Origin of the sequence: Pseudomonas oryzihabitans, assembly GCF_032027545.1 — a bacterium.
In the GTDB taxonomy this organism is placed as follows: Bacteria; Pseudomonadota; Gammaproteobacteria; order Pseudomonadales; family Pseudomonadaceae; genus Chryseomonas; species Chryseomonas oryzihabitans_F.
This window is the reverse complement of the sequence record NZ_JAVSJB010000001.1, coordinates 309,206-333,746: the sequence shown is the minus strand read 5'-3', so window position 1 is coordinate 333,746 and position 24,541 is coordinate 309,206. Positions and strand designations below refer to the sequence as shown.

20 protein-coding genes and 1 pseudogene are annotated in these 24,541 nt (G+C 66.5%); 14 read left to right on the top strand and 7 right to left on the bottom strand.

The window, feature by feature from the left end:
* Window positions 1–35: 35 nt before the first annotated feature.
* On the top strand, window positions 36–869 hold the full coding sequence (locus RND78_RS01430) for a transporter substrate-binding domain-containing protein (protein WP_312725421.1): 834 nt from the start codon (window positions 36–38) through the stop codon (window positions 867–869).
* A 13-nt stretch (window positions 870–882) separates the two neighbouring features.
* Window positions 883–1,878 (top strand): Ldh family oxidoreductase, encoded by a 996-nt coding sequence (locus RND78_RS01425; protein ID WP_312725419.1) that lies wholly within the window; start codon window positions 883–885, stop codon window positions 1,876–1,878.
* 41 nt (window positions 1,879–1,919) lie between these two features.
* On the opposite strand, the gene RND78_RS01420 is transcribed toward RND78_RS01425, so the two are convergent.
* Window positions 1,920–4,475: an EAL domain-containing protein gene (locus RND78_RS01420; RefSeq protein WP_312725418.1), complete on the bottom strand. Its 2,556-nt coding sequence runs from the start codon at window positions 4,473–4,475 to the stop codon at window positions 1,920–1,922.
* 313 nt (window positions 4,476–4,788) lie between these two features.
* Here RND78_RS01420 and xdhA point away from each other — a divergent pair, with 313 nt between their 5' ends.
* The 4 genes from xdhA to guaD are packed head-to-tail and all read left to right on the top strand — an operon-like array spanning window position 4,789 to window position 10,769.
* Window positions 4,789–6,228, top strand: a complete 1,440-nt coding sequence (gene xdhA, locus RND78_RS01415) for a xanthine dehydrogenase small subunit (protein ID WP_312725417.1) — start codon at window positions 4,789–4,791, stop codon at window positions 6,226–6,228.
* Window positions 6,221–8,620 (top strand): xanthine dehydrogenase molybdopterin binding subunit, encoded by a 2,400-nt coding sequence (gene xdhB, locus RND78_RS01410; RefSeq protein ID WP_312725416.1) that lies wholly within the window; start codon window positions 6,221–6,223, stop codon window positions 8,618–8,620. Before xdhA ends, xdhB begins: the two co-directional genes overlap by 8 nt.
* Complete coding sequence (xdhC, locus tag RND78_RS01405) at window positions 8,617–9,441, top strand: xanthine dehydrogenase accessory protein XdhC (protein WP_312725415.1); 825 nt, start codon at window positions 8,617–8,619, stop codon at window positions 9,439–9,441. The genes xdhB and xdhC overlap by 4 nt, the downstream gene beginning before the upstream one ends.
* A gap of 23 nt (window positions 9,442–9,464) precedes the next feature.
* On the top strand, window positions 9,465–10,769 hold the full coding sequence (gene guaD / locus RND78_RS01400) for a guanine deaminase (RefSeq protein WP_409457003.1): 1,305 nt from the start codon (window positions 9,465–9,467) through the stop codon (window positions 10,767–10,769).
* Window positions 10,770–11,001: 232 nt separating this feature from the next.
* On the opposite strand, the gene RND78_RS01395 is transcribed toward guaD, so the two are convergent.
* Window positions 11,002–12,165: a pyridoxal phosphate-dependent aminotransferase gene (locus RND78_RS01395; RefSeq protein WP_312725414.1), complete on the bottom strand. Its 1,164-nt coding sequence runs from the start codon at window positions 12,163–12,165 to the stop codon at window positions 11,002–11,004.
* A gap of 234 nt (window positions 12,166–12,399) precedes the next feature.
* Here RND78_RS01395 and RND78_RS01390 point away from each other — a divergent pair, with 234 nt between their 5' ends.
* Together RND78_RS01390 and RND78_RS01385 are read left to right on the top strand one after the other, a co-directional pair.
* Window positions 12,400–13,737 carry a YjgN family protein gene (locus tag RND78_RS01390; RefSeq protein WP_312725413.1) on the top strand — a complete coding sequence of 446 codons (1,338 nt, stop codon included), beginning with the start codon at window positions 12,400–12,402 and terminating at the stop codon, window positions 13,735–13,737.
* Window positions 13,734–14,789: a M48 family metallopeptidase gene (locus RND78_RS01385; RefSeq protein ID WP_312725412.1), complete on the top strand. Its 1,056-nt coding sequence runs from the start codon at window positions 13,734–13,736 to the stop codon at window positions 14,787–14,789. The genes RND78_RS01390 and RND78_RS01385 overlap by 4 nt, the downstream gene beginning before the upstream one ends.
* 426 nt (window positions 14,790–15,215) lie before the next feature.
* Here RND78_RS01385 and RND78_RS01380 read toward each other — a convergent pair.
* Window positions 15,216–16,318: pseudogene (locus tag RND78_RS01380) on the bottom strand (NADH:flavin oxidoreductase/NADH oxidase).
* Between the two features lie 92 nt (window positions 16,319–16,410).
* On the opposite strand from RND78_RS01380, the gene RND78_RS01375 reads away from it, so the two are divergent.
* Together RND78_RS01375 and RND78_RS01370 are read left to right on the top strand one after the other, a co-directional pair.
* Window positions 16,411–16,734, top strand: a complete 324-nt coding sequence (locus RND78_RS01375; protein WP_312725411.1) for a helix-turn-helix transcriptional regulator — start codon at window positions 16,411–16,413, stop codon at window positions 16,732–16,734.
* Between the two features lie 439 nt (window positions 16,735–17,173).
* Window positions 17,174–18,202, top strand: coding sequence for an SGNH/GDSL hydrolase family protein (locus tag RND78_RS01370; RefSeq protein ID WP_312725410.1), 1,029 nt, complete (start codon window positions 17,174–17,176; stop codon window positions 18,200–18,202).
* Between the two features lie 220 nt (window positions 18,203–18,422).
* Here RND78_RS01370 and uraH read toward each other — a convergent pair whose 3' ends face one another.
* Window positions 18,423–18,794: a hydroxyisourate hydrolase gene (uraH, locus tag RND78_RS01365; RefSeq protein ID WP_312725408.1), complete on the bottom strand. Its 372-nt coding sequence runs from the start codon at window positions 18,792–18,794 to the stop codon at window positions 18,423–18,425.
* A gap of 217 nt (window positions 18,795–19,011) precedes the next feature.
* Here uraH and puuE point away from each other — a divergent pair, with 217 nt between their 5' ends.
* From puuE to RND78_RS01345, 4 genes are read left to right on the top strand one after another with little or no spacing between them, the layout of a single operon-like run.
* Window positions 19,012–19,920 (top strand): allantoinase PuuE, encoded by a 909-nt coding sequence (gene puuE / locus RND78_RS01360; RefSeq protein ID WP_312725405.1) that lies wholly within the window; start codon window positions 19,012–19,014, stop codon window positions 19,918–19,920.
* Entirely contained in the window at window positions 19,917–20,429 is a 513-nt protein-coding gene (uraD, locus tag RND78_RS01355; protein ID WP_312725404.1) for a 2-oxo-4-hydroxy-4-carboxy-5-ureidoimidazoline decarboxylase, read from the top strand. Before puuE ends, uraD begins: the two co-directional genes overlap by 4 nt.
* 24 nt (window positions 20,430–20,453) lie before the next feature.
* Window positions 20,454–21,461, top strand: coding sequence for an allantoicase (gene alc, locus RND78_RS01350; protein WP_312725401.1), 1,008 nt, complete (start codon window positions 20,454–20,456; stop codon window positions 21,459–21,461).
* Complete coding sequence (locus tag RND78_RS01345) at window positions 21,458–21,958, top strand: ureidoglycolate lyase (RefSeq protein ID WP_312725400.1); 501 nt, start codon at window positions 21,458–21,460, stop codon at window positions 21,956–21,958. Before alc ends, RND78_RS01345 begins: the two co-directional genes overlap by 4 nt.
* On the opposite strand, the gene rarD is transcribed toward RND78_RS01345, so the two are convergent.
* From rarD to RND78_RS01330, 3 genes are all read right to left on the bottom strand, one after another.
* Window positions 21,955–22,863 (bottom strand): EamA family transporter RarD, encoded by a 909-nt coding sequence (rarD, locus tag RND78_RS01340; RefSeq protein WP_312725399.1) that lies wholly within the window; start codon window positions 22,861–22,863, stop codon window positions 21,955–21,957. The genes RND78_RS01345 and rarD overlap by 4 nt on opposite strands.
* The gene (locus RND78_RS01335) at window positions 22,860–23,711 is read right to left on the bottom strand and encodes an EamA family transporter (protein WP_312725397.1); all 852 of its coding nucleotides are present in this window, start codon (window positions 23,709–23,711) and stop codon (window positions 22,860–22,862) included. Before RND78_RS01335 ends, rarD begins: the two co-directional genes overlap by 4 nt.
* A 73-nt stretch (window positions 23,712–23,784) precedes the next feature.
* Window positions 23,785–24,369: a DUF3060 domain-containing protein gene (locus RND78_RS01330; RefSeq protein ID WP_312725396.1), complete on the bottom strand. Its 585-nt coding sequence runs from the start codon at window positions 24,367–24,369 to the stop codon at window positions 23,785–23,787.
* Between the last annotated feature and the right edge of the window lie 172 nt (window positions 24,370–24,541).

Below are 24,541 nucleotides of genomic sequence, written 5' to 3'. Positions count from 1 at the left end.
AGCCCCTGCCGATCATCATCCCGAGGACGACCGCCATGCCTGACGCCATCACCCTGCTCCAGCGCCTCACCCTCGCTACCCTTCTGCTCTGCGGCAGCACCGCCGCCCAGGCCGACTGCAAGCCCGCGCATACCTTCGACACCCTGGAAAAGGGCGTGCTCAAGGTGGCCACCTACGTCTTCCCGCCCTATGCCATTCCCGGCCCCGACGGCCAGGTTGGCGGCGTGGAGGGCGACATCCTCAAGAGCTTCGCCACCGCCGAATGCCTGACCGTGCGCGCCACCACGGTGGACACCGCGGCAGTCGTGCAATCGGTGATCACCCGGCGTGCCGACGTCGGTATCGGCGACTGGTATCGCACCGCCGAGCGAGCCAAGGTACTGGGGCTTTCCGCCCCCACCTTCCTCGACGTCATGGGCATCATCTCCAAGGACAACCTGAGCCGCATCGACCAGCTCGAAGGCAAGCGCGTGGGGACGGTGCAGGGCTACCTCTGGGTGGCCGACCTGAAGAAGGTGCTGGGCGACAACCTGGTGCTCTACCCCAATCCCGTGGCCATGGCCCAGGATCTGGCCTCGGGTCGCCTGGACGTCGCCACCGACAGCTTCGCGGTGGCCAAGACCGCCCAGCAGAAAGGTGCCTATCCGGGGGCCAGCATCAACGTCGCCGTTGGCGATCCGCGGGTCAAGGCCTCGCAGCAGCCCGGCCAGGCCGCCATCCTCTTCGCCAAGCAGAACGAAGCCCTCGGTCAGGCGTTGTCGGCGCATATCCAGCACATGCATGAGGACGGCAGCCTGCGCCAGATCGTCGCCCGCTACGGCCTCGAAGAGAAGATCACCGACGTCGGCGCGCCGCGGCTGATCGAATGAGGCTTCGCCAACCATGAGTCCGTCGCGCCACCATTCGCTGACGAAGCTTGAAGCCGAAACCCTGGTGCGGGCCTGTTGCCTGCGCCAGGGCGCCAGCCAGGCGGTGGCCGACGCCCTCACTGCCGCCACGCTGGCCGCGGAGCGTCATGGCAGGCCTACCCTCGGCTTCGCCCACCTGCTGGATTACCTGGATGGCTTTCGCCAGGGCCGGATCGATCCCTCCGCCGAGCCCGTGCTGACGCGCCCGGCTCCCGCGCTGATCCAGAGCGATGCCCGCCGCGGCATCGCTCAACTCGGTTTCGACCGGGCCTTCGCGGACCTCCAGGCAACGGCCAGCAGCTTCGGCCTGGCCCTGTTCGCCCAGCGGGAGGCCTTCACCTGCGGCGAACTCGGCTACTACACCCGTCGTCTCGCCGAACGTGACCTGGTGGCCCTGGCCTTCACCAATGGATCACCGCTGCTAGCACCTCAGGGCAGTCGCCGGGCGCTCTACTCGACCAATCCGCTGGCTTTCGCCGCCCTGGCCGATGACGGTCGCCTGCTGGCCATCGACCAGGCCTGCAGCGCGACGGCCTTCGTCAACCTGCTGCGTGCCGCCAGAGCCGACGAGCCCATCCCGGAAGGCTGGGCGCTGGATGAGAGCGGCCAGCCCACCCGCAACGCCCGCGCTGCCGTGCGCGGCACCCTGCTGGCCTTCGGCGGTGCCCGCGGCGCCAATATCGCCCTGATGGTGGAGGTCTTGGCCGCCGGACTCACAGGGGCGAACTGGTCACTGGATGCCGGCGATTTTCGCCAGGGTTCATGCAGCCCCGGCGCCGGGCTGCTGGTGGTGGCCATCGCCCCACGCCTGCTGGACGACCGCTTTCCCCAGCGCCTCGGCGCGCAGCTGACCCGCCTCGCCGATCAGGGCGTCCATCTGCCGGGCATCACCCGGGGGCGGGACCGGGCAGCAGAAGTCGCCATCCGCCTACCCGCCGATCTCCACAGTCAGCTCAGCGCCCTGGCCTGAAGCTCGGGCCCCGCGCGCTGCGTGTCTCTTGGTGTCTGCCGCTAGGCTCCATCGACTGCCAAGCCAACCCCCGAGCGTGCCATCGCCCGCTGCCGCAGTTCGGCAAAACTCGCCTGCGACAACGGCCGTTGCAAATGGAAGCCCTGGGCCTGGTCGCACTTGAGATCGGCGATCCGCGCCAGCTGGCCAGCGGTCTCGATGCCCTCGGCCACCACCGTCAGCGACAGCGCCCGGCCCAGGTTGACGATGGCCTCGACGATGGCCGCGTTGCTGGCGCTCTCCTCCATTTGAGCGACGAAGCTGCGATCGACCTTCAGGCAATCGAAGGGATAGGTACGCAGGTAGTTGAGCGAGGAATAGCCGGTACCGAAGTCGTCCATGGACAGGCGCACGCCCAAGGCCTTGAGCTGGGTCATCAACTCCAGGGCGCCGGCGGCATCGCCCAGCAGGACCGTCTCCGTCAGCTCCAGCTCGACCCGGGCCGGGGCGATGCCGGTGCGCTCCAGCACTCCCTGGATGCGAGCGACCAGGTCGTCGCGCTGGAACTCCAGTGGCGACAGATTGATGGACACCACCAGGTGCGGCGCCCAGCTCACCGCCTGGCTGCAGGCGTCCTGCAACACCCAGTCGCTGAGCGCCAGGATCATGCCGGTCTCTTCCGCCATGGCAATGAAGTGCGCCGGTGCCAGTCGGCCGCGCAGCGGATGATTCCAGCGTACCAGGGCTTCGGCGCCCAGCAGGCGCCGGCCGCTGGCATCGAAGCGCGGCTGGAACTCCAGCTCGAACTCCTGGCGCTGCAGTGCCTGGCGCAGCTCGGTCTCCAGTTGTCGCCGCGCCAGGATGCGCTGGTTCATGGTCGGCTCATAGAATCTCAGGGTGTTGCGCCCGGCCGCCTTGGCCTCGTACAGGGCGATGTCGGCATAGCGCAGCAGATCCTCGGCGGAGGTACCGTGCAGCGGCGCCGTGGCGATGCCGATGCTGGCGCCGATGGTGACATCGTGGCCGTTGATCGCCATCGAGCGGCCGATGCCCGCGAGAATCCGCTGGCACAGCCCACTGACCTGATCGGTACCGAGCGCGCCGTTCACCGCGATGACGAATTCGTCACCGCCGATGCGAGCGACCAGATCACCGTCGCGCACGCTGTGGCGGAGCACCCGGGCGACCTGGCCGAGCACCTGGTCGCCCGCCGCATGACCGAGAGCGTCGTTGACCGGCTTGAAGCGATCCAGGTCGATGGCCAGCAGGTGCAGCGGCGGGCAGTCGGTGAAGCCCTCGGCGAAGCGACGCTCCAGATAACGCTGCAGGTGGCGACGATTGGCCAGTCCGGTCAGGGTATCGTGCTGGCTGATGTGCTCGATGCGGGCCTTGGCCTGGATCTCTTCGGTGACGTCGCACACGGTGCCACGAAAGCCGACCAGCCGTTCTTCCCGGAAGATCGCCTGGGCCGACAGCTGGCAATAACGTTGGTTGTCCCGGGCGTCGCGCATCTCGCAGCGCAGGGTCCGCCGCGCCCGTTGCAGGAAGGCCGGCGCCTGGGCCAGCTCGGTCGCCCGTGCCGGCTCGTAGTCGAGCAGCTCGTAGAGCGGCCGGCCCAGCCACAGCTGCGGATGCAGGCCGGTCACGTCGACGAAGCGTTCCGACAGATATACCAGGCGCTGCTCGGCGTCCGTCTCCCAGATCCAGTCCGACGCCGCCTCCGACACCGAGCGGAAGCGCTGCTCGCTCTGCCGCAGGGCCTGCTCGGTCTCCTGCATGTGCCAGGCGGCCCGGGCGATACGCCGGCGCAGATACCAGACCAGCAGCAAGGCGGCACCACAGAGCACCACCAGCAACGGTAGGAAAGTCGCGCGCAGCTCGGCGCCCAAGGCCTGGAAGCGCCATTGCAGCAGCAGTGTGGTACCGAGCTCCGAGCGGACCACCAGACTGGGCGCCGTGGCGCTGGCGTCGTTGGCGGCCGTTATCCGCAGCTCCTGCAAATCGAAGGTCTCGCCCAGCGCCTTCGCCTTGGAGGGCGTGAGCACATCCACGAACACCAGGTACGACAGGCGCTTGAAATCCTGGTAGGACGCCTCCGGGCGGATGACGGCAGCCATCACCAGCGCGGGCTTGCCGTTCACCAGGAAATAGCCTTGGGCATAGCCATTCTGCGGCGAACGGGCGCGGGCCAGGGCGAGCAGCGGTGCCTGGTCGTCACCCAGCCAGCCTTCGAGTTCCAGGGCACTGCGGGCACCCTCGACCACGGCGTAGCGGGTGCCGCCGGTGGGGCCGACGATGAAGGCACCTTCCAAGCCATAGCCGCTGTACAGCGAGGGGCCTATGTTGTCTTCGTCATAGGCCCAGGTGAGGTCGACCCGCTTGTCGGTCCGCACATAGCCTTCGAGCCAGAAGGCGTAGTCGGCCAACACGCTGCCGAGGGTGGTCTGGCGGATGACCAGGGCGCGTTGCGCATCGCTCGCACTGTGCTGGCGCTGCTGTTCGTCGATACGCGCGCAGAGGGTGACCAGCATCAAACTCGCGGCAGCGAAGACCACGGCGATCAGCGCGAAGAAACCCGAAGACGCCTGACCGGCGAAATGATTCAACTTGGCAGACACGACGGAAATCCACGCTGAGGGAGGGGAAAAAGCAGGGCCAGCAGCTGGCCACACCCTTAGCTCTGGATATCGGCAATCGCACTAACGGCTTGATCGTAAAAGTATGCCTTTCGTCGACGCCGAACTGTAGTCTGTTTTGCACTACCGGCGTGCACGTCGCCAATCTCTGCTCCAAGCTGAGCAGGCGATACATCCCCTCCCCGACAGCCTTGCCCAAAAACGACAATTGGCGTCCACTCGCCCGGGGATTTGTTGACCTATCGGTCAGCTTTACTCACCATCGAAGCAACCAAACCTCAAGTGGAGAGCGGCCGTGATCAGGTTTCTGCTGGACCAGGAGCTGCGCGTCGAAGAGCAGCTCGATCCCAATCTCACCGTGCTCCAGTACCTGCGCGAGCGTTGTGGCAAGACCGGTACCAAGGAAGGCTGCGCCTCCGGCGACTGCGGGGCCTGCACCGTGGTCCTCGCCGAACCGGATGGCGACCAGCTGCGCTATCGCACCGTCAACAGCTGCCTGACCTTCGTCGCGGCGCTGGACGGCAAGCAACTGATCAGCGTGGAAGACCTCAAGCACCAGGGCCGCCTGCACAGCGTGCAGCAGGCCATGGTCGACTGCCATGGCTCCCAGTGCGGCTACTGCACGCCGGGTTTCGTCATGTCGCTGTTCGCCCTGCAGAAGAACGTCGCGGCGCCGGACAGCGCCGCCACCCATGAGGCCCTGGCCGGCAATCTCTGCCGCTGCACCGGCTACCGGCCGATCCTGGCCGCCGCCGAACAGGCCTGCACCCAGCGCCAGCCGGACCAGTTCGATGCCCGCGAGCGCCAGACCCTGGAGCGCCTGCAAGCCCTGGCGTCCCTGCCCGAGACCCATCTCGAGGGTGCTGGTCGGCGCAGTCATAGCCCCACCACCCTGGGCGAACTGGCGGCCCTCTACCAGGCGCATCCCGCGGCCCGGCTGCTGGCCGGCGGTACCGACCTGGCCCTGGAAGTGACCCAGAACCATCGTCGCCTGGATACTCTCATCTACCTGGGCAATCTGCCCGAGCTACGCGGCGTGACCGTCAGCGACGACCTGATCGAGATCGGCGCCGCCACCCCGTTGGCCGACTGCGCCGCCGCCCTGGCCGCCGACTACCCGGACTTCGGCGCCCTGTTGCAGCGCTTCGCCTCCCTGCAGATCCGCAACCAGGGCACCCTGGGCGGCAACATCGGCAACGCCTCGCCCATTGGCGACAGTCCGCCGCCGCTGCTGGCGCTCGGTGCCAGCGTCCTGTTGCGCCAGGGCGAGCGCCTGCGTGAGCTGGCCTTGGACGACTTCTTCCTCGACTACCGCAAGACCGCCCTGGAGCCGGGCGAATTCATCCAGGCGGTACGGGTGCCGCGGACGCGCGAGGGCCTCGTCTTCCGTGCCTTCAAGGTGTCCAAGCGCCTGGACGACGACATCTCCGCGGTCTGTGCCGCCTTCGCCCTGGAACTCGACCAGGGGCGGGTCGCGGCGGTGCGTATCGCCTACGGTGGCATGGCGGCCACGCCCAGGCGCGCGGCTCACTGCGAGCAGGCGCTGCTGGGCCAACCCTGGAACGCCGCTACCGTCGAGCACGCCGCCCAGGCCCTGGCCGCGGACTTCGCCCCGCTGTCGGATTTTCGCGCCAGTCGCGAGTACCGCCTGCTGACGGCGCAGAACCTGCTGCGCAAATGTCATCTGGAGACCACCCAGCCCACGCTCGCCACGAGGGTCACCGCCCATGTCTAGCCACCTCCCCGTCCGCACCCCCGAGGAAATGGCCACCGCCTTCGCCGCGGGCCTGGCCACCGGCGTCGGCAAGCCACTCAAGCACGAGAGCGCCGACAAGCATGTGAGCGGCGAGGCGCTCTACATCGATGACCGTCTCGAATTCCCCAACCAGTTGCACGTCTATGCGCGGATGAGCGAGCACGCCCATGCACGCATCAAGCACATCGATCTTTCGCCCTGCTACGGGATACCCGGGGTGGCCCTGGCCATCACCGCCGCCGACGTGCCCGGCCAGCTGGACATCGGCGCCGTGCTGCCGGGTGATCCGCTGCTGGCCGATGGCGAGGTGCAGTACCTCGGCCAGCCGGTGCTGGCGGTCGCCGCCAGCAGCCTGGACGCCGCCCGCCGCGCAGCCCAGGCGGCCATCGTCGAATACGAGCCACTGGAGGCCATCCTCGACGTCAGGGAAGCGCTCAGACGCGAACACTTCATCTCGCCCAGCCACAGCCACCACATCGGCGACGCGGCCGTCGCCCTGGCTGCTGCGCCCCATCGCCTGCAGGGCGAGCTGGCCATCGGCGGCCAGGAACACTTCTACCTGGAAACCCAGGTGGCCTCGGTAATGCCTACCGAAGACGGTGGCATGCTGGTCTATTCCTCCACCCAGAATCCCACCGAGGTGCAGAAGCAGGTGGCCGAGGTGCTGGGCGTCTCGATGAACAAGGTCACCGTCGACATGAGGCGCATGGGCGGCGGCTTCGGCGGCAAGGAGAGCCAGGCCGGCATGCCGGCGGCGCTCTGCGCGGTCTTCGCCCGCCTCACCGGGCGCCCGGTGAAGATGCGCCTGCCACGCTTCGAGGACATGCACATGACCGGCAAGCGCCACCCCTTCCACGTCGAGTACGACGTCGGCTTCGACGATGACGGCCGGCTGCTGGGCATCCGCTTCGAACTGGCGGGCAACTGTGGCTACTCGCCGGACCTGTCCAACGCCATCATCGACCGCGCCATGTTCCATGCCGACAACGCCTACTTCCTTGGCAACGCCCAGGTCACCGGCCACCGTTGCAAGACCCACCTGGCCTCCAACACCGCCTACCGCGGCTTCGGCGGCCCCCAGGGCATGCTGGCCATCGAGAACGTCATGGACGCCATCGCCCGCCACCGCGGCCTCGACCCGCTCGAGGTGCGCCGCCGCAACTACTACGGCAAGGAGACCCGCAACGTCACCCACTACCACCAGGTGGTGGAAGACAACCTGCTCGACGAGATGACCGCGGACCTGGCGGCCAGCAGCGACTACCGGGCGCGCCGCGAGGCCATCCGCGACTTCAACCGGAGCAGCCCGGTGCTGAAGAAGGGCCTGGCGCTGACCCCGGTGAAATTCGGCATCTCCTTCACCTCCTCCTTCCTCAACCAGGGCGGCGCCCTGGTCAACGTCTACACCGACGGCAGCATCCACCTGAACCACGGTGGCACCGAGATGGGCCAGGGACTCAACACCAAGGTCGCCCAGGTGGTGGCCGAGGTCTTCCAGATCGATATCGGCCGCATCCAGATCACCGCCACCAACACCGACAAGGTACCCAATACCTCGCCCACCGCCGCCTCCAGCGGCACCGACCTCAATGGCAAGGCCGCGCAGAACGCCGCCCAGACCATCAAGGATCGGCTGATCGATTTCGCCAGCCGGCACTTCCATGTCGGTGCCGAGGAGGTCGACTTCCGCAATGGCCACGTCAAGGTACGCGACCGCCTGCTCACCTTCGAGGAACTGATCCAACTGGCCTACGTCGGCCAGGTGTCGCTCTCCAGCACCGGCTACTACCGCACGCCGAAGATCCACTATGACCGCGACCAGGCCCGTGGCCGGCCCTTCTACTACTTCGCCTTCGGCGCCGCCTGCTCCGAGGTACTGATCGATACCCTCACCGGCGAGTACCGGCTGTTGCGCACCGACATCCTCCACGACGTCGGCGCCTCCCTGAATCCGGCCATCGACATCGGCCAGGTCGAAGGCGGCTTCGTCCAGGGCCTGGGCTGGCTGACCATGGAAGAGCTGGTGTGGAACGACGCGGGCAAGCTGCTCACCGCCGGTCCCTCCACCTACAAGATCCCGGCGGTGAGCGACGTGCCACCGGACCTGCGGGTACGCCTGGTGGAAAATCGCAAGAACCCCGAGGCCACGGTGTTCCACTCCAAGGCCGTGGGCGAGCCGCCCTTCATGCTCGGCATCTCGGTGTGGTGCGCCCTGCAGGACGCCGTGGCCAGCGTGGCCGACTACCGCTTCCACCCGGCGCTGGATGCACCCGCCACTCCCGAGCGGGTGCTCTGGGGCGTGGAACGGATGCGCCGCCTGGCCGCCGAGGCCCAGGCCGCCGCGGTCCCCGCCACGGAGGAACCGGCATGAACAGCAAACGCGGCTGGCTGGCCCTGCTCGCCGACTTCGAGGCACGGGGCGAGCCTTGCGTGCTGGTCACCGTGGCCGATGAACAGGGCTCCACCCCGCGTGATGCCGGCACCAAGATGCTGGTGGGTCGCCAGGAGCAGCACCTGACCATCGGCGGTGGTCACCTGGAATACCGCGCCGTGGAGATCGCCCGGGAATTGCTCGCCGCCGGCACCCGCCAGCCGCGCCTGGAGCGCTTCTCCCTGGCCGCCAGCCTCGGCCAGTGCTGCGGCGGCGTCACCACCCTGCTGTTCGAACCGCTGCTGGCCCAGGACGTGCCGGTGGTGGTCTTTGGTGCCGGCCATGTCGCCCGGGCGCTGGTGCCACTGCTGGCCGGCCTGCCTTGTGCCGTGCGCTGGGTCGATTCGCGGCCCCAGGAGTTTCCCGAGCCGTTGCCCGCCGGCGTGGAAAAGATCGTCACCGACGAGCCGGTCGACGAGATCGCACTCATGCCGGCCGGCGCCTATTACATCGTCATGACCCACAATCACCCCCTGGACCTGGAGCTGACCGATGCCATCCTCGCCCGTGGCGACCATGGCTATTTCGGCCTGATCGGCTCCAAGACCAAGTGGGCCAAGTTCCGCCACCGCCTCGCGGCGCGCGGCCACAGCGCCGACCGCCTGGCCACGGTGCGCTGCCCCCTGGGCCTGCCCGAAGTCCAGGGCAAGTTGCCCCTGGAGATCGCCATCGCCGTAGCCGGCGAGGTCATCGCCCACTACGGCCGCCAGGCCCAGCAGGCGGACACGCCGCTGCGCCTGGTCACCGCCACCCCCAGTTAGTCGTTCACCCATCCGAGATCGTTATGACCGCCATCGCCCATCGCGCTGCCCTGCTCCACAGCCTCGCCGACCCAGCCGAGGTCGGGCTGGACGCCTCCTACGAATACCATGCCGACGGCCTGCTGCTGGTCGACGACGGCCGCATCCAGGCCATGGGTTCGGCTGCCGACTTGCTGCCCACCCTGCCCGCCGGCACCCAGGTCATCGAGCATCGCGACGCCCTGATCACCCCCGGTTTCATCGACACCCATATCCACTATCCCCAGACCGGCATGATCGCCAGCTACGCCGAGCAGCTGCTGGACTGGCTGGACACCTACACCTTTCCTACCGAGGGCGCCTTCGCCGATCCGGCCAAGGCCGCCGAGGTGGCGGAGATCTTCGTCGGCGAATTGCTGCGTAACGGCACCACCACCGCTCTGGTGTTCGGCAGCGTCCATCCACAGTCGGTGGATGCCTTCTTCCAGGTCGTCGAACGCCTCGACCTGCGCATGATCGCCGGCAAGGTCATGATGGACCGCAACGCCCCGGACTATCTGCAGGACACCGCCGAGTCCGCCTATGCCGATAGCAAGGCGCTGATCGAACGCTGGCATGGCAAGGGCCGGTTGCACTATGCGGTCACCCCGCGCTTCGCGCCGACCAGTACCCCCGAGCAGTTGGAAGCCGCCGGACGCCTCTTGGCCGAATACCCGGACGTCTATCTGCACACCCACCTCTCCGAGAACCTCAAGGAGATCGACTGGGTGACGGCGCTGTTCCCGGAGCGTGCCAACTACCTGGACGTCTATGACCACTTCCAGTTGCTCGGCCCGCGCTCGGTGTTCGCCCACGGCATCCACCTCTGCGACGCCGAATGCCAGCGCCTGCACGACACCGGCTCGGCGGTGGCGCACTGCCCCACCTCCAACCTCTTCCTCGGCAGCGGCCTGTTCGACCTCCAGAAGATGGAGGCCTTCAAGGTCAACGTCGGCCTCGGCACCGACGTCGGCGCCGGCACCAGCTTCTCCCTGCTGCAAACCCTCGGCGAGGCCTACAAGGTGCAGCAGCTGCGCGGTAACCGCCTGCACCCCTTCAAGTCGCTCTACCTCGCCACCCTCGGCGGTGCCCGCGCCTTGCGCCTGGAAGATCGTATCGGCAGCCTGGCCCCCGGCCACGACGCCGACTTCGTGGTCCTCGACCTCAAGGCCACCCCACTGCTGGACTACCGCCTGCAGCAGTCCAAGAGCCTGGAGGAAACCCTCTTCGTCCTCGCCACCCTCGCCGACGACCGCGTGGTACGCGAGACCCATGCTGCCGGTCGCCGGGTACACCACCGCGACGCCTGAACCTGTTGGGCTTCGACATGGAGCCGCCTCAACCCAACCTACCGGTAACCGTAGGTTGGGTTGAGCAAAGCGAAGCCCCACAATCCTAAGTAACTGTGCAATCAAGCCTCAATCCCGTAGCGTGGAAAACCGCGCAGCGTTTTCCACTGTGTAGCCCAGAACGCAAGGCAAAGGTGGATAAGGCAGCGCCGTTATCCACGCTACCAACGCTATTAGCGGCGCGTTCGGCGGATCAGGCGAGCTGCACCAGCTGACCTCCCCGACGTTCCAGGGGCGCGAGCCCGGCCAGCGCTGCCGGATCCTTGAGCACCGCGACGAAGGCTTCGCGGAAGGCCTTCATCTCCTGCGGCAGCCCGACGCTGACCCGCACCCAGGTCGGCCACGCCGGCCAGGTGCGGCCGATGACGATGTTGCGTTTGGCCAGCGCCGCAATTACCTGCTGGCCCGGATGGCCGGTATCGACCATGAAGCAGTTGCCCTGGGAGGCCGTACAGGCGAAGCCCCGTTGGCGCAGCCAGGCCAGGGTCTCGTCACGCGTGGCGGCGTTCTCCTTGCGGCGCTGCGCCACCAGCTGGCGATCCTCCAGGCTGGCGATACCGCCCAGCATGGCGGCGACCGGAATGGCGTTCTCTCCACCGAATACCTCCAACTTGGCCAACAACTCCGGTTTACCCACGGCGAAGCCCAGTCGTGCGCCGGCCATGCCATAGAGCTTGGAGAAGGTCTGCAGGACCAGGACGTCGTCATGCTGGACGGCGAGATCCAGGCAACTCTTTTCATTGCTCAGATGGATGTAGGCCTCATCGATCATCACCACGCTGCCCTTGGGACGATTGGCGACCGCGAATTCGATGCGCTCGCGCGCCGTGACGGTACCGGTGGGGTTGTTCGGATTGCAGATGTAGATGAGCCCGGCCTGGCTGTCGGCCGCGAGCATCGCGGGAATGTCATGGGCGTGGGTGGCATCCAGCGGTACCTCGTGCACCCTAGCCCCCTTGGCTTTGGCGGCCACCATGGCCGCTTCGTAACTGGGGTTGGCCAGTACCAGGCTGCGGGGACCGGTAAAGGCCATCACCGCATACTGAAGAGGTTCGCTGGAGCCGCAAAAGGCATGAACGTGGTCCTTGGGCAGGCCGTGCTGGCTGGCGAACAGCTCGATCAGTTGCTCCTGGTACTCGAAGTGATAACGACCACTCATGGCCGCGCCCCGCTGCATGGCGGCCACGGCCTTGGGCGAAGGCCCAAGGGGATTCTCGTTGTAGTTGATCAGCACCTTCTCCCGCACGGGCGACGCGGACGTATCCGCGGCAGCCAGGCGGGACCAGCCGACCAGCGGAACCGCGGCGGAGGCCAGCGTGGCCAGGCTGACGAAGGAGCGACGAGACATCTCTGACATGGCTATTTCCTTGTATGACGATAACGCTGCGATGGATCGCCTTGCCGTCATGCAAGGTGCGGGCCTAACGATTAGCCAGCTACGCGATTAGCTGCTGGCATCGATAGCATCGCCCGCCCGGGAGGATCAGCCGTCCGGCAACCCGGGACGACCGCATATCTTCTGCGGATGTCACCCCGGGCAAGCACCCTGGCTATAGTCCCGGTACCCAAACCCCTACGAAAGGATGCGTAGATGCCCAGCCCTACCTATAGCGTGGTGTTTTCCGGTCAGATCGCCGAAGGCTTCGATCTGGAACAGGTCAAGCGGCGTTTCGCCGACGCCTACGGCCTGAGCACCGAGCGTCTGGAGCACCTGTTCAGCGCCAAGCCGGTCGTCATCAAGCGCGACATGGGCCGCAGGGAAGCCGAAGGCTACCTGCAGCGCCTCACTCAGATCGGTGCCCTGGCGCGCCTGGAAAGCTCGACGGGCGACGTCGTGGAATCTCCTGCCGGCGCCCTGTCGGTGGCTACCCCCAGCGCCCCGCTAACCCTCGTGCCCCAGCAACCACCTGCAGCGCCGATCCAGGCCAGACCGCAGGTAGGGGACGACGAGCCCCGCCGGCTCCCCCTCGAATTCCACGGCCAGGGCGGTGAGTTCTTCCGCATCTGGATCGTCAACCTGGTCCTCAGCGTCCTGACCCTTGGTATCTACTCGGCCTGGGCCAAGGTCCGTACCCTCAGATACTTCTATGGCAACACCCGGCTGGACGGCAACGCCTTCGAGTACCTGGCCGATCCACGCGCCATCCTCAAGGGTCGCCTGCTGATGGTCGCCGTCCTGGCGGGCTACTATGTGCTCAGCCTCTATGCCCCCCTGGTCAAGCTCTTCGCGGGTCTGATGCTACTGGCCGTCACCCCCTGGATCGTGGTTCGCGCCCTGAGCTTCCATCATCACAACTCCGCCTGGCGCGGCGTGCGCTTCGGCTTCGAGGCGCGCCTGGGCGAAGCCATCAAGGTGTTCATCGGCTGGCCGCTGCTCGGCGTGGTTACCCTCGGCATCCTCTATCCCGTCGCGGTACAACGGCAGCAAGCCTTCATCGCCAGCCACAGCCGCTTCGGCACCCAGGGCTTCAGCTTCCAGGCCGGCGTCGGGCCCTACTACCGCATGGTCCTGGGCATCATCGCCCTGGTCGTGCTCGGCATGATCGCTAATGTCGCCCTCTCGCTGACCGGCTCGCCCAGCGCGTCGATCATCGTGCTGCTGCTGACCTACCAGCTGATCTTCGCCTATGTGAAGGTCACCCTGACCAATCTGTACTTCCGCAGCGCCCGCGCCGGCGTGGTCCGCCTGGGCGCCCACTACGGCCTGGCCTCCTACAGCCTGCTGGTCCTGACCAACCTCATTGGCATGCTGCTGACCCTGGGCCTGTTCTACCCCTGGGCCCGGGTCCGCACGGCGCGCTATGCCGCCGAGCACATCACCCTGGAGGCCGAGGGCGACGTCGAGGCCTTCATCGCCGATCAGCGCGATGGCGCCTCGGCCACCGGCGGCGAAGCGGCCGAGCTGTTCGGTGTGGACCTGGGGCTGTGACGCCCGCCCTGACAGGCTGGTTCTTCGACGGCAGTACCTCCCGGCGCGTCCCCGCGCGCCTGGAGGTGGACGCCGGCCAGTGGGCCGTGACCGCGGACGATGGACAGCGCCTGGCCGGCCCCAGTCCGGTGACGGCGATCACACTCTCCTCCCGGCTGGGCAACACGCCACGCTTTCTCGACTTTCCCGGCGTCGGCCGCTTCGAGACCTCGCACAACGATGCCATCGACGACCTACTGCGGGGCAGCGACGCGTACCAGGGCTTGGCCTATCGCCTGGAGTCCAGCTGGCGCCTGGTCCTGCTGGCGCTGGTCCTGGCGATCGCCTTCGCCTGGGGCGGTATCCGCTACGGTATTCCGGCCCTGGCCGAGACGCTGGCCTTCCGCCTGCCCGCCAGCGTCGGCACCCACCTGGGCGACGGCACCCTGGCCCTGCTCGACCGCGCGGCGCTCAAGCCATCCACCCTGCCCGCTGCCCGTCAGCAAGCCTTGCGTGCACGCTTCCTGGCCCTCGCCCAGGCGACCGACCCCAGCCTCAAGGTGGACATCCAGTTCCGCGACGCCGCCCGCAGCCTGGGCGCCAATGCCCTGGCCCTGCCTTCGGGGACCCTGGTCTTCACCGATCAATTGGTGAAACTCGCCGAGCACGACGACGAGTTGCTCGCCGTACTGGCCCACGAACTCGGCCACCTCGCACGCCGTCATGCCCTACGCCACGTGTTGCAGAGCTCAGGGCTGGGGCTGGTCATCCTGGTGGTCACCGGCGATGTCTCTTCGATCAGCGCCAGTGTCTCGGCCATCCCGGTCGTGCTCGCCGAGCTGGGTTACTCCCGGGCCTTCGAATACGAGGCGGATCGCTACGCCGCCCAGGCGCTGGCGGTGCAGAACATCCCGGCCAGCCGACTGACCGCCCTGCTCGAACGCCTCGAGCGGGCCAGCGACTGTCACGGTAAAGAAGACCAAGAATGTACCGAAGCCTCGCCCGACGGTCGCTGGGCCGGCTACCTCTCCACCCACCCCAGCACCGCGGAGCGCCAACAGGCCTTGCAGTGAGCCACGAAAAAGCCGCCCCAACGGGCCATGGCCTCGACTTCGGTATTTGGGGATGATGGACGCTATTCTTACGGCGATGCTCTGACGGTAGGGGCAACTGGCTTATCGCTGCCATGCCAGTGCGCCGTAGCGACCGCTCTGACTTGGACTATCGCGGCCATGGGCCGCTCCTACAGGGGTTGATGCTGTTGTAGGAGCGGCCCATGGCCGCGATAAAGCAGCAACGACAGAGGACCAAGTTGCGGCCCTGAACAGCCCGACCTTGGCCCCAGGCCGATCAGTTAAGGAAAAACGCCGCGTTCTCGTGAAGAGAACGCGGCGTTTTTTGTGCTCAGCCGGGCGGCTGGACGTGTGAAGGCTGCGCTCAGCACCTCGACTGACGGCTACTCCCCTGAAGGATAGCGTCTCGTCTTGGCAGGAGCCGACTCAGCTGCTGCGATAACGCTCCAGCCAATGGGCATAGGGCGCCGGCAGTACCCAGGACGGCTTGTCGACGCCCAGGGCCTTGGCCGCATGGTAGGGCCAGTGCGGATCGGCCAGGTGAGCGCGACCCACCATCACCAGATCCAGCTGCTCGTCGGCCACTACCTGGTTGGCCAGGGCCGGGGTATCGATGTTCCAGGCCGAGGCCACCTTCAGACCGGTCGCCTTGCGCACCTGCTCGGTGACGGGCGCCAGCAGGCCCGAGCCCCAGGGGATGTTGGCGGTCGGGGTGGAGAAGCCGATGCTGACGCTCAGCAGGTCGAGACCTTCGCGCTTGAAGCCTTGCGCCAGCTCGATGGACTCGGCCAGGGTCTCTTCGTCGCGACCGTCGTACTCGATCACACCGAACCGGGCGGTCAGCGGCAGGTGCTCCGGCCAGACCTTGCGCACCTCGGCCAGGGTTTCCAGCAGGAAGCGACTACGGCCGGCCAGGTCGCCACCGTACTGGTCGTCGCGCTGGTTGGAATGTACCGAGAAGAAGCTCTGCGCCAGGTAGCCATGGGCGAAGTGCAGTTCCAGCCACTCGAAGCCGGCCTCGTAGGCGCGCTTGGCCGCGTCGACGAAGTCCTGGCGGACCCGGGCGATGTCTTCCAGGGTCATGGCCTTGGGTACCTTGGGCAGGTTGGCACCGAAGGCCACGGCGGACGGGGCGATGGTGTCCCAGCCACGGCTGTCGTCGGCGGCGATGTGGTCGTCGCCTTCCCAGGGACGGTTGGCGCTGGCCTTGCGGCCGGCGTGGGCGATCTGGATGCCCGGCACCGAACCTGCGGCCTTGATCGCCTGGACCACCGGCACGAAGGCCTGGGCATGGGCATCGGACCAGATGCCGGCGCAGCCAGGGGTGATCCGACCTTCCGGCGACACCGCCGTGGCCTCGACGATGACCACACCGGCACCGCCCCGCGCCAGGCCTGCATAGTGCACCTGATGCCAATCGTTGATCATGCCGTCGACGGCGCTGTGCTGTATTGGCACATGGGCGGAATGGCGATGCGGTTACGCAGCGTCACGTCCTTGAGGGTGAAGGGTTGGAACAATGCGGACATCTGGGTGGTCTCCAAAGGGATGACGGTTGGTTCGTTAATTCGATACTAATCGAACATAGCATGATCGCCAACCCCCGGTGTATGATTGGCCCATGCGCCCTTTCAAACACCCCAGTCCCGACGAATTCTCCCTCGAGCGCCTGTTCCACGCGCTCAGCGATCCGGTACGCCTGGATATCGTCCGCTACCTGGCCCGGGTGACCGAAGCCACCTGCGGCGAGCTGGATGGCGGTCGGCCCAAGTCAAGCATGTCCCACCATTTCCGCGTCCTGCGCGATGCTGGATTGGTGCACACCCGCAATGCCGGTACCACGCACATGAACCAGTTGCGGCGGGTGGATCTGGACAGCCGCTTCCCCGGTCTGCTCGATGCCATCCTGGCGCAGTCGTCGGTACCGGTCGGCGAGCCTGCCTGACACGAATCCCCTGACAAACCGGGCGGCCATCGCCCATAGCTGCCCGCGAACTTGAAGTCTCGCTCATTCGACCTGCCCGCACAGGTCTGGCGCAGCCTCTGCCCACCTCACTCACGACCGCAGTGTCTTGGTGCACACCCCGTCCTTTCGTCGCCTCGCGTCTGATCCACAGGCAGCTGCTGCGCCTCGTCTGGCTCGGTCGAACCCTGGCTGAAGATCCGCGCCAATCCAGCGTCACCGGGCCTTCTACGACAATCCTTTCACCCCTGGCGACAGCGCCGGCTCGCACGCTTGTCATCACCCGGAAACTGCTCTATTACAAGGCTGAGGGAACTCTCGACGGCATTTTCCCCTCTTCCCGGTATGAAGGTTGCAAAAGTCGTTGGCAGCGCCCATCCAGGGTGCTGCCGGGAGGTGGACTATGCACAGGAATTGGGGATTGGCGAGTGCCTTGGTCAGCGTCGCGGCGCTGCTCGCCCTGGTACCCAGCCCGGAACCCATCGCCGAAGCACGAGGCATCCAGCGGGTGATCGCCTTCGGTGACAGCCTCATGGACTGCGGTACCTTCGGCCACATCTACGCCACCAATCCCGGACGCACCTACCCCCAGGAAATCGCCGAAGCCTATGGCATCGAACTCGGCCCCAACCGACAGGCGGAAGGCTACGGGCATGAGGGCACGATCGATACCGATGGTCTCTGCTACGCCGAAGGCGGCGCCGTGACCGGCAGCTTCACCGAGCCGGGTTTCGACCACAACGAAGCGCCCCTCGCCTTCTCCCAGCAGATTCGCAACTTCGAGATGCAGCACGGCCGCTTCCGCCAGCAGGATCTGGTGTTGGTACAGATCGGCGGCAACGACATCATCGGGCCCTTCTATGACAAGAAGCTCAGGGCCGCCCTGATGGCCGATGCCCCGCTTCCTCCCGACATTCGCGAGCAGGTGGAAACCCGAATCCGGCATACGGCGATGAACGAGGTCAAGCTGCTGCGCTACCTGCTCAGCCTAGGCGCCCAGCGCCTGGTAGTCCTCAACAATACCGACTATGGCAAGGCGCCCTATCTCGAGCCCTGGACCGAGCAGCTCGCCCAGCGTAATCACGACCTGGTGAAGCTCTACAACGAGACCCTGCAGGCCAATCTGCCAGCCAGTGACCGTCTGCTGCTGGTGGACGCCTACCGGGTGATGGAAGAAGTCTTCGCCCATTACGGCAACTACGGCTTCACCCATGCGGAGGGCGATGCCTGCCTGCCCGGCCGGGAGTTCTGCGACCCGGACAGCTACGTCGAGCCAGGTGCCGATCAGGCCTACATCTTCGGTGCGCGGGGACATTTCGCCAGCCGCACCCACAGCATGCTGGCCCAGGTGGTGTTGGAACGCATCGCCCAGACCTGGCCCGCAAGCGCCGCCCACGACAAGCCGCTGCTGATGACTGCGCGCCTGTCGACCGAGCCGACCTACCACTGAGGCGACGCCCCAGACTGGTGCCCGCCCCGGCCTGTTCGCACCGCGGCGAGGCGGAATCTAGTGTGGTGTTTCAGAAGTTCGCGCAAGAATTGGCGAATGATTTTTGTTCGTGGGCTAGGCGCCGCGACGAGTCACAGCAGGGCTATGGCGAGGAGTGGCAACAACGTCCATGGACAAAAAGCGCCGCCAAAATTGTGTAGTTAACTTCTGAAACACCACACTAACTTCCGCGGTAGGTCGAGTAGCTGTAGGGCGAAACCAGCAGGGGCACGTGATAGTGCGCAGTCGCATCGGCGATACCGAAGCGCAGGATCACCGTGTCGAGAAAGGCCGGCTCGTCCAGGGCCACGCCACGCTGTCGATAGTAATCCCCTACGTCGAACTCCAGCTCGTATTGGCCAGGCTGGAAGGTCTCGCCCTGTAGCAAAGGCGCGTCGCTGCGGCCATCGGCATTGGTGCGCAGTTCCCCTAGCGCCTGGCGAGGACCTTCGGCCAGGCGATACAGACGCACGACGATACCCGCACCCGGGCAGCCCGCCGCGGTATCGAGGACATGGGTCGTCAGGTAACCGGAAGAAGAGGAAACGGACATCGGCAGGCTCCTGCAGGAAAAGATGGCCCAGCCTAGCAGCTTTCTCGCCACCGATTGTATACAGCCCGATCTGCTAGCAACCTGCCCCATCGCGCCGATGCAAAGCCTGCCGCCCGATCAGACCGGTCTGACCAGTTAGGCAAGATTCTTGCTGGGACTCGGCAAAGGTCTCCAAACATTGTATACAAAACACCTCGACTGCCAGGATGCCCCTTCCATGACCTATCCCCGCGACCTTATCGGCTACGGCGCCCAGCCACCCCACCCCCGCTGGCCGGGTAACGCCCGTATCGCCCTGTCCTTCGTGCTCAATTACGAAGAGGGCGGCGAACGCAACATCCTGCATGGCGACAAGGAGTCCGAAGCCTTCCTCTCCGAGATGGTGGCCGCTCAGCCGCTGCAGGGCGTGCGCAACATGGCCATGGAGTCGCTCTACGAATACGGCAGCCGCGCCGGCGTCTGGCGCATCCTCGAGCTGTTCGCCAAGCACCAGGTGCCCCTCACCGTCTTCGCCGTGGCCATGGCCGCCGAGCGCCATCCCGAGGTCATCCGTGCCATGGTCCAGGCCGGCCATGAAATCTGTAGCCACGGCTATCGCTGGATCGACTACCAATACATGGACGAGGCCGAGGAGCGCGCCCATCTGCAGCGCGCCATCGAGATCCTCACCGAGCTGACCGGCGAACGCCCACTGGGCTGGTACACCGGCCGCACCGGCCCCAACACCCGGCGCCTGGTGATGGAGGAAGGCGGCTTCCTCTACGACAGCGACACCTACGACGACGACCTGCCCTACTGGGAGCCCAACACCCCGACCGGCAAACCGCACCTGGTGATCCCCTACACCCTGGACACCAACGACATGAGATTCACCCAGGTGCAGGGCTTCCATACCGCCGAGCAATTCTTCCAGTACCTCAAGGACGCCTTCGACACCCTTTACGAAGAAGGCGCCACCGCGCCCAAGATGCTCTCCATCGGCCTGCACTGCCGGCTGATCGGCCGCCCCGGCCGCCTGGTAGGTCTCAAGCGTTTCCTGGAGTACGCCCAGGGCCATGAGGGCGTCTGGTTCGCCCGCCGGGTGGACATCGCCCGCCACTGGTACCAGGAGCATTCGCCGGCATGAGCAGCTTCCAGACCCTGACCCCGAGCCAGCTGGACCGCGCCGCCTTCGTCGCGGCCTTCGGCGGCATCTACGAGCATTCCGCCTGGGTCGCCGAGCGCGCCTTCGATGAGGGCCAACCCCTGCCGGATGCCATCGAGGCCCTGCACCAGCGGCTGTCCGCCCAGGTGGCCCGCGCCAGCCATGCCGAACAACTGGCACTGATCCAGGCCCACCCGGATCTCGCCGGGCGCGCCGCCCTGGCCGGTCAGCTGACCGCCGCCAGCACCAGCGAACAGGCCGGCGCCGGCCTGGATCAGTGTAACGCCGACGAACTGGAGCGCTTCACCCGCTACAACGATGCCTACCGCGCCAAGTTCGGCTTCCCCTTCATCATGGCGGTGAAGGGCAGCAACCGACACCTGATCCTCGCCGCCTTCGAGGAGCGCCTGCCCAATACCCCGGAGCAGGAATTCCAGCGCGCCCTCGCCGAGATCGACCGTATCGCCCTCTTCCGCCTGCAGACCCTCTGACCTCAGCCCGAACACGAGTCCCCCATGAAACGCACCTACGCCGCTCCCTTCGAGAAGTACCTCAACCTCGCCGACGCCCGCCTCGGCACCCGGGTCATCAGCGTCACCGATGACTGGTTCGCCGCCGCCGACCGCATGCTCCAGCCCCATGAGCCGGAGTGGAAGGAAGGCGTCTACGACGACAACGGCAAGTGGATGGACGGCTGGGAATCGCGCCGCAAGCGTTTCGAAGGCTATGACCACGCGGTGATCCGCCTGGGCGTACCCGGCTCGATCAAGGGCGTCGACATCGACACTCGCTGGTTCACCGGCAACTATCCGCCCTCCGCCTCCCTGGAAGCCTGCTTCTGCGCCGAGGGCGATCCGGCCGAAGACGCTGCCTGGACCGAGGTGCTGCCGGCCATCGAGATGCAGGGCAATAGCCACCACTACCATGCCATCGCCGATGACCGGCCCTGGACCCATCTGCGGCTGAACATCTTTCCCGACGGCGGTGTGGCGCGCCTGCGCGTCTATGGCATTCCCCATCGCGACTGGTCGACCCAGGCCGAAGACGAGGTGCTGGATCTGGCCGCCGCGCTCAATGGCGGGCGCGCCCTGGCCTGCAACGACGAGCATTACGGGCGCATGAGCAACATCCTCAACCCAGGCCGGGCCAGCAGCATGGCCGATGGCTGGGAAACCGCCCGCCGCCGTACCCCCGGCAACGACTGGGTGATCATCGCCCTGGGCCACGCCGGCATTGTCGAGGAAATCCTGGTGGACACCCTGCACTTCAAGGGCAACTATCCGGACAGCTGCCAGATTCAGGGCGCCTATGTGCGCGGCGGCACCGACGGCCAGATCGAGACCCAGAGTCTGTTCTGGAAGGAACTGCTGCCGCCGCAAAAGCTGCAGATGCACCAGGAACACAGCTTCCGCGAGCAGGTGCGCGACCTCGGCCCCATCACCCACGTGCGCCTGAACATCTTCCCGGACGGCGGTGTGAGCCGGTTGCGGCTGTTCGGCAAGGTGGCGCGGAGCCAGGCATGAGCCGGCTGCTGCGCATTGAGCCGCTGACCGCCGAGGGCTTCGCGCCCTTCGGCGACGTCATAGAGACCGCGGGCCGCGACTGGTTTCCCATCAACAATGGCTCGACCCAGAGATTCCATGCCTTGGCCCAAGTCGAGACCGGACCGGCCGACGGCACGGCGATCATCAGCATCTTCCGCGCCCGCCGTCTGGAATACCCGCTGACCATCGCCATGCTGGAACGCCATCCCCATGGCAGCCAGGCCTTCGTGCCGCTACGCGGCGAGCCCTTCCTGGTGGTGGTGGCGCCCCCGGCGCCGCAACCGGACATCCAGGCCATCCGGGTCTTTCGCACCGATGGCCGCCAGGGCATCAACTACCATGCAGGCGTCTGGCACCACCCGGTGCTGGCCCTGCGCGACGAGGATGAATTCCTCATCGTCGACCGCGCCGGCACCCTGCCCAACTGCGACGAGTTCTTCTTCGCCACGGACCAGGCGCCGGTCCTGGAGATCTAAGGCTTGGCCGATGCGCGCCTGAGCTGCCTGCGCAGCAGGCGCGCGCTATCCAGGCAGACCCAGGCCACCGCCAGCCAGATCGGGCCGTAGGTCCAGATCGCCCCGGCGGGCAGTTGCTCGCCGAGGATGTAGAGGGCGACGAACACCAGCAGTGCCGGCTCCACATAGCTGAGGATGCCGAACAGGCTCAGCGGCAGCATACGACTGGACGCCAGCATGGCGGCGAAGGCGATGGCGCTGAGCAACCCCAGGCCCGGCAACAGCGCCCACAGCCAGGGCGCCTGCTGCAAGGCCAAGCTCGGCGAGAACCAGTGCAGGGCGAGCAGCGCGAAGGGCAGCAGGCAGCACATCTCCAGCACGAAGCCGGACAGGGCATCCACCGCCATCCACCGGCGCAAGACGAAATATGGCGGATAGCCCACCACCGGCAGCAGGCTGACCCAGGACAGTGCCCCGGTCACCCAGACCTCGTTGATCACGCCCAGCAGCGCGCAAGCCACCGCCAGGCGCTGCAAGGGGCGCAGGCGCTCGCCATAGACCAGGCGCCCGGTCAGCACGATCGCCAGGGGCAGCAGGAAGTAGCCGAGTGACATGGCCATGGCTTCGCCATTCATGGTCGCCCAGACGAACACCCACCACTGCACGCCCATCAGCAGCGCGGCCAGCGGGATGGCCAGGCACAGCCGGGGTTCCCGCACCAGCCGCCTGAGCGTCGCCCAGAGCGCCTTGCCCTCGCGCAGCACCACCACCAGCAGCAATACCATGGGCAACGACCAGACCACCCTTAGCGCCACCACCTGCAAGCCATCCAAGGGCGCCAGCCAGGCGAAGTACACCGGCATCAGCGCGAACAGCACCGACGACAGTACGGAAAGACCCAGCCCCTTGCCCGACAGCACGTTCATGCCCGGCGCCCCACACGGTTGATCATCAGCGACAACAGGATGACGCCGCCACCCAGGAACAGCCTAGGCAAGTCGGCCGGATGCTGCCAGATCAGCAGGCTGACCAGCAGGCCCGCCGGCACATGGGCCTCGTTCATGATCGCCAGGGTGCCGCCGTTGACCCGCAACGAGCCCAGCGTCCACCAGTAGAGTCCGAGCGCCGTGGCGAACACCCCCATCCAGACCAGCACGCCCCATTGCAGCGGGGTACTGGGCAGCCGCGCCGGATTGCCGAACAGCAGGAAGGACAGCGCTGCCACCAGCAGGGCACCGAGGAAGAACAGGCCGAAGTAGCGATGCAGGGCGCCCTGCCCGGCATAGGCATGCCCCAGGTACTTGCACAGTACCTGCCCGGCGGCGAAGGTCAGGTTGGCCACCTGCAGCAACAGGAAGCCCAGCAGGTAGTCGCCGGTCAGCGGCTGGAAGCGGATCAGCGCCGCGCCGCCCACCGCCACGACTGCCGCCAGCAGCGACCAGACGCGGAAGCGACGCTGCCAGGCATCGTCCAGCAACGTCACGTAAATAGGTGTGAGCACGGTGAACAGCAGCACCTCCGGCACCGTCAGCACGGCGAAGCTGCGGTACAGGCATAGGTAGGTGATACCGAACTGCAGGGCCCCAGCGGCCATCAGTCCCAGGGCGAAACGCGCTGGCACGCCGCGCCAGCGGGTAAATGGCAGGAAGAGGACGAAGGCGATAGCTACCCGCACCAGCACGGCGAAGTCGCTGTCGACGCGGCCAGCGAGGTATTCCCCGATAAGGCTGAAGGAAAAGGCCCAGATGAGGGTGACGAGCAGGAGATAAGGCATGACGGCGACGCACGAAAAAGGTGCGCGACCTTAACGCGCCCGCCGCCGGAGGAAAAGCCCCGTTCGCCACGGCTTATCGGTTGGCGTTCAGCCCCGACGGATCGCCACTGGTGATCGCCGCCATCGACTGGTTGGCCTGGAGCACGTTGTCGGCGCCGGAGACCAGCGTCTTCGGCTCGGCCACGCCCGCCGCCCGGGACCAGTACACCTGCTGGTTGGATCCGCCCACCGCGATGTCGGCCGGGCTGAGCAAGGTCAGGCGCGCCTTGGCGCCGTAGCCGTAGGCATCGACCTTGGCCAGGCCTTCGCTGCCGGCCCGCACGTTGGCCTGCACCTGCTGGTAGCCGCCACCGATACTCAGATTGGCCACCGAACCCTTGACCGTGGTGACGCTGCCCAGGCCATGGATGGCCAGCGTCTGCGCACTGTCGACCATCAGGCGATGATGGCTGCCATAGACGGCCACCTCGCCGCACAGGCCTTTCAGGGTGAGGGTATTGCCCTCGCCGGAGAGGGAAACATCCCGGCCCTGGCAATCGAGGGTACGGGTCAGGTTGAGCCCTTCGATCTCGATGGGCTCGGCGGTCCGCTCTTCGGCATGGACCAGCAGGGGAGCGACGAGCAGACAGCAACCCAGCAACGCCTTGAATGACGACATGGTGACTCCTTGTCTCGCTTGGAGTGGGAAAACTCATCGGCTAGCTTCGAACCTCGGGGGCGCGCCCCGTTTGACGAGCACTGCGGCTTTTTTCAATCCCGTGAATCACGCCGCGTTTTCCCATTCCCCGGGGAGGCTCTAACATGCCCGCTTTCGCAGCCACGACGCTCTC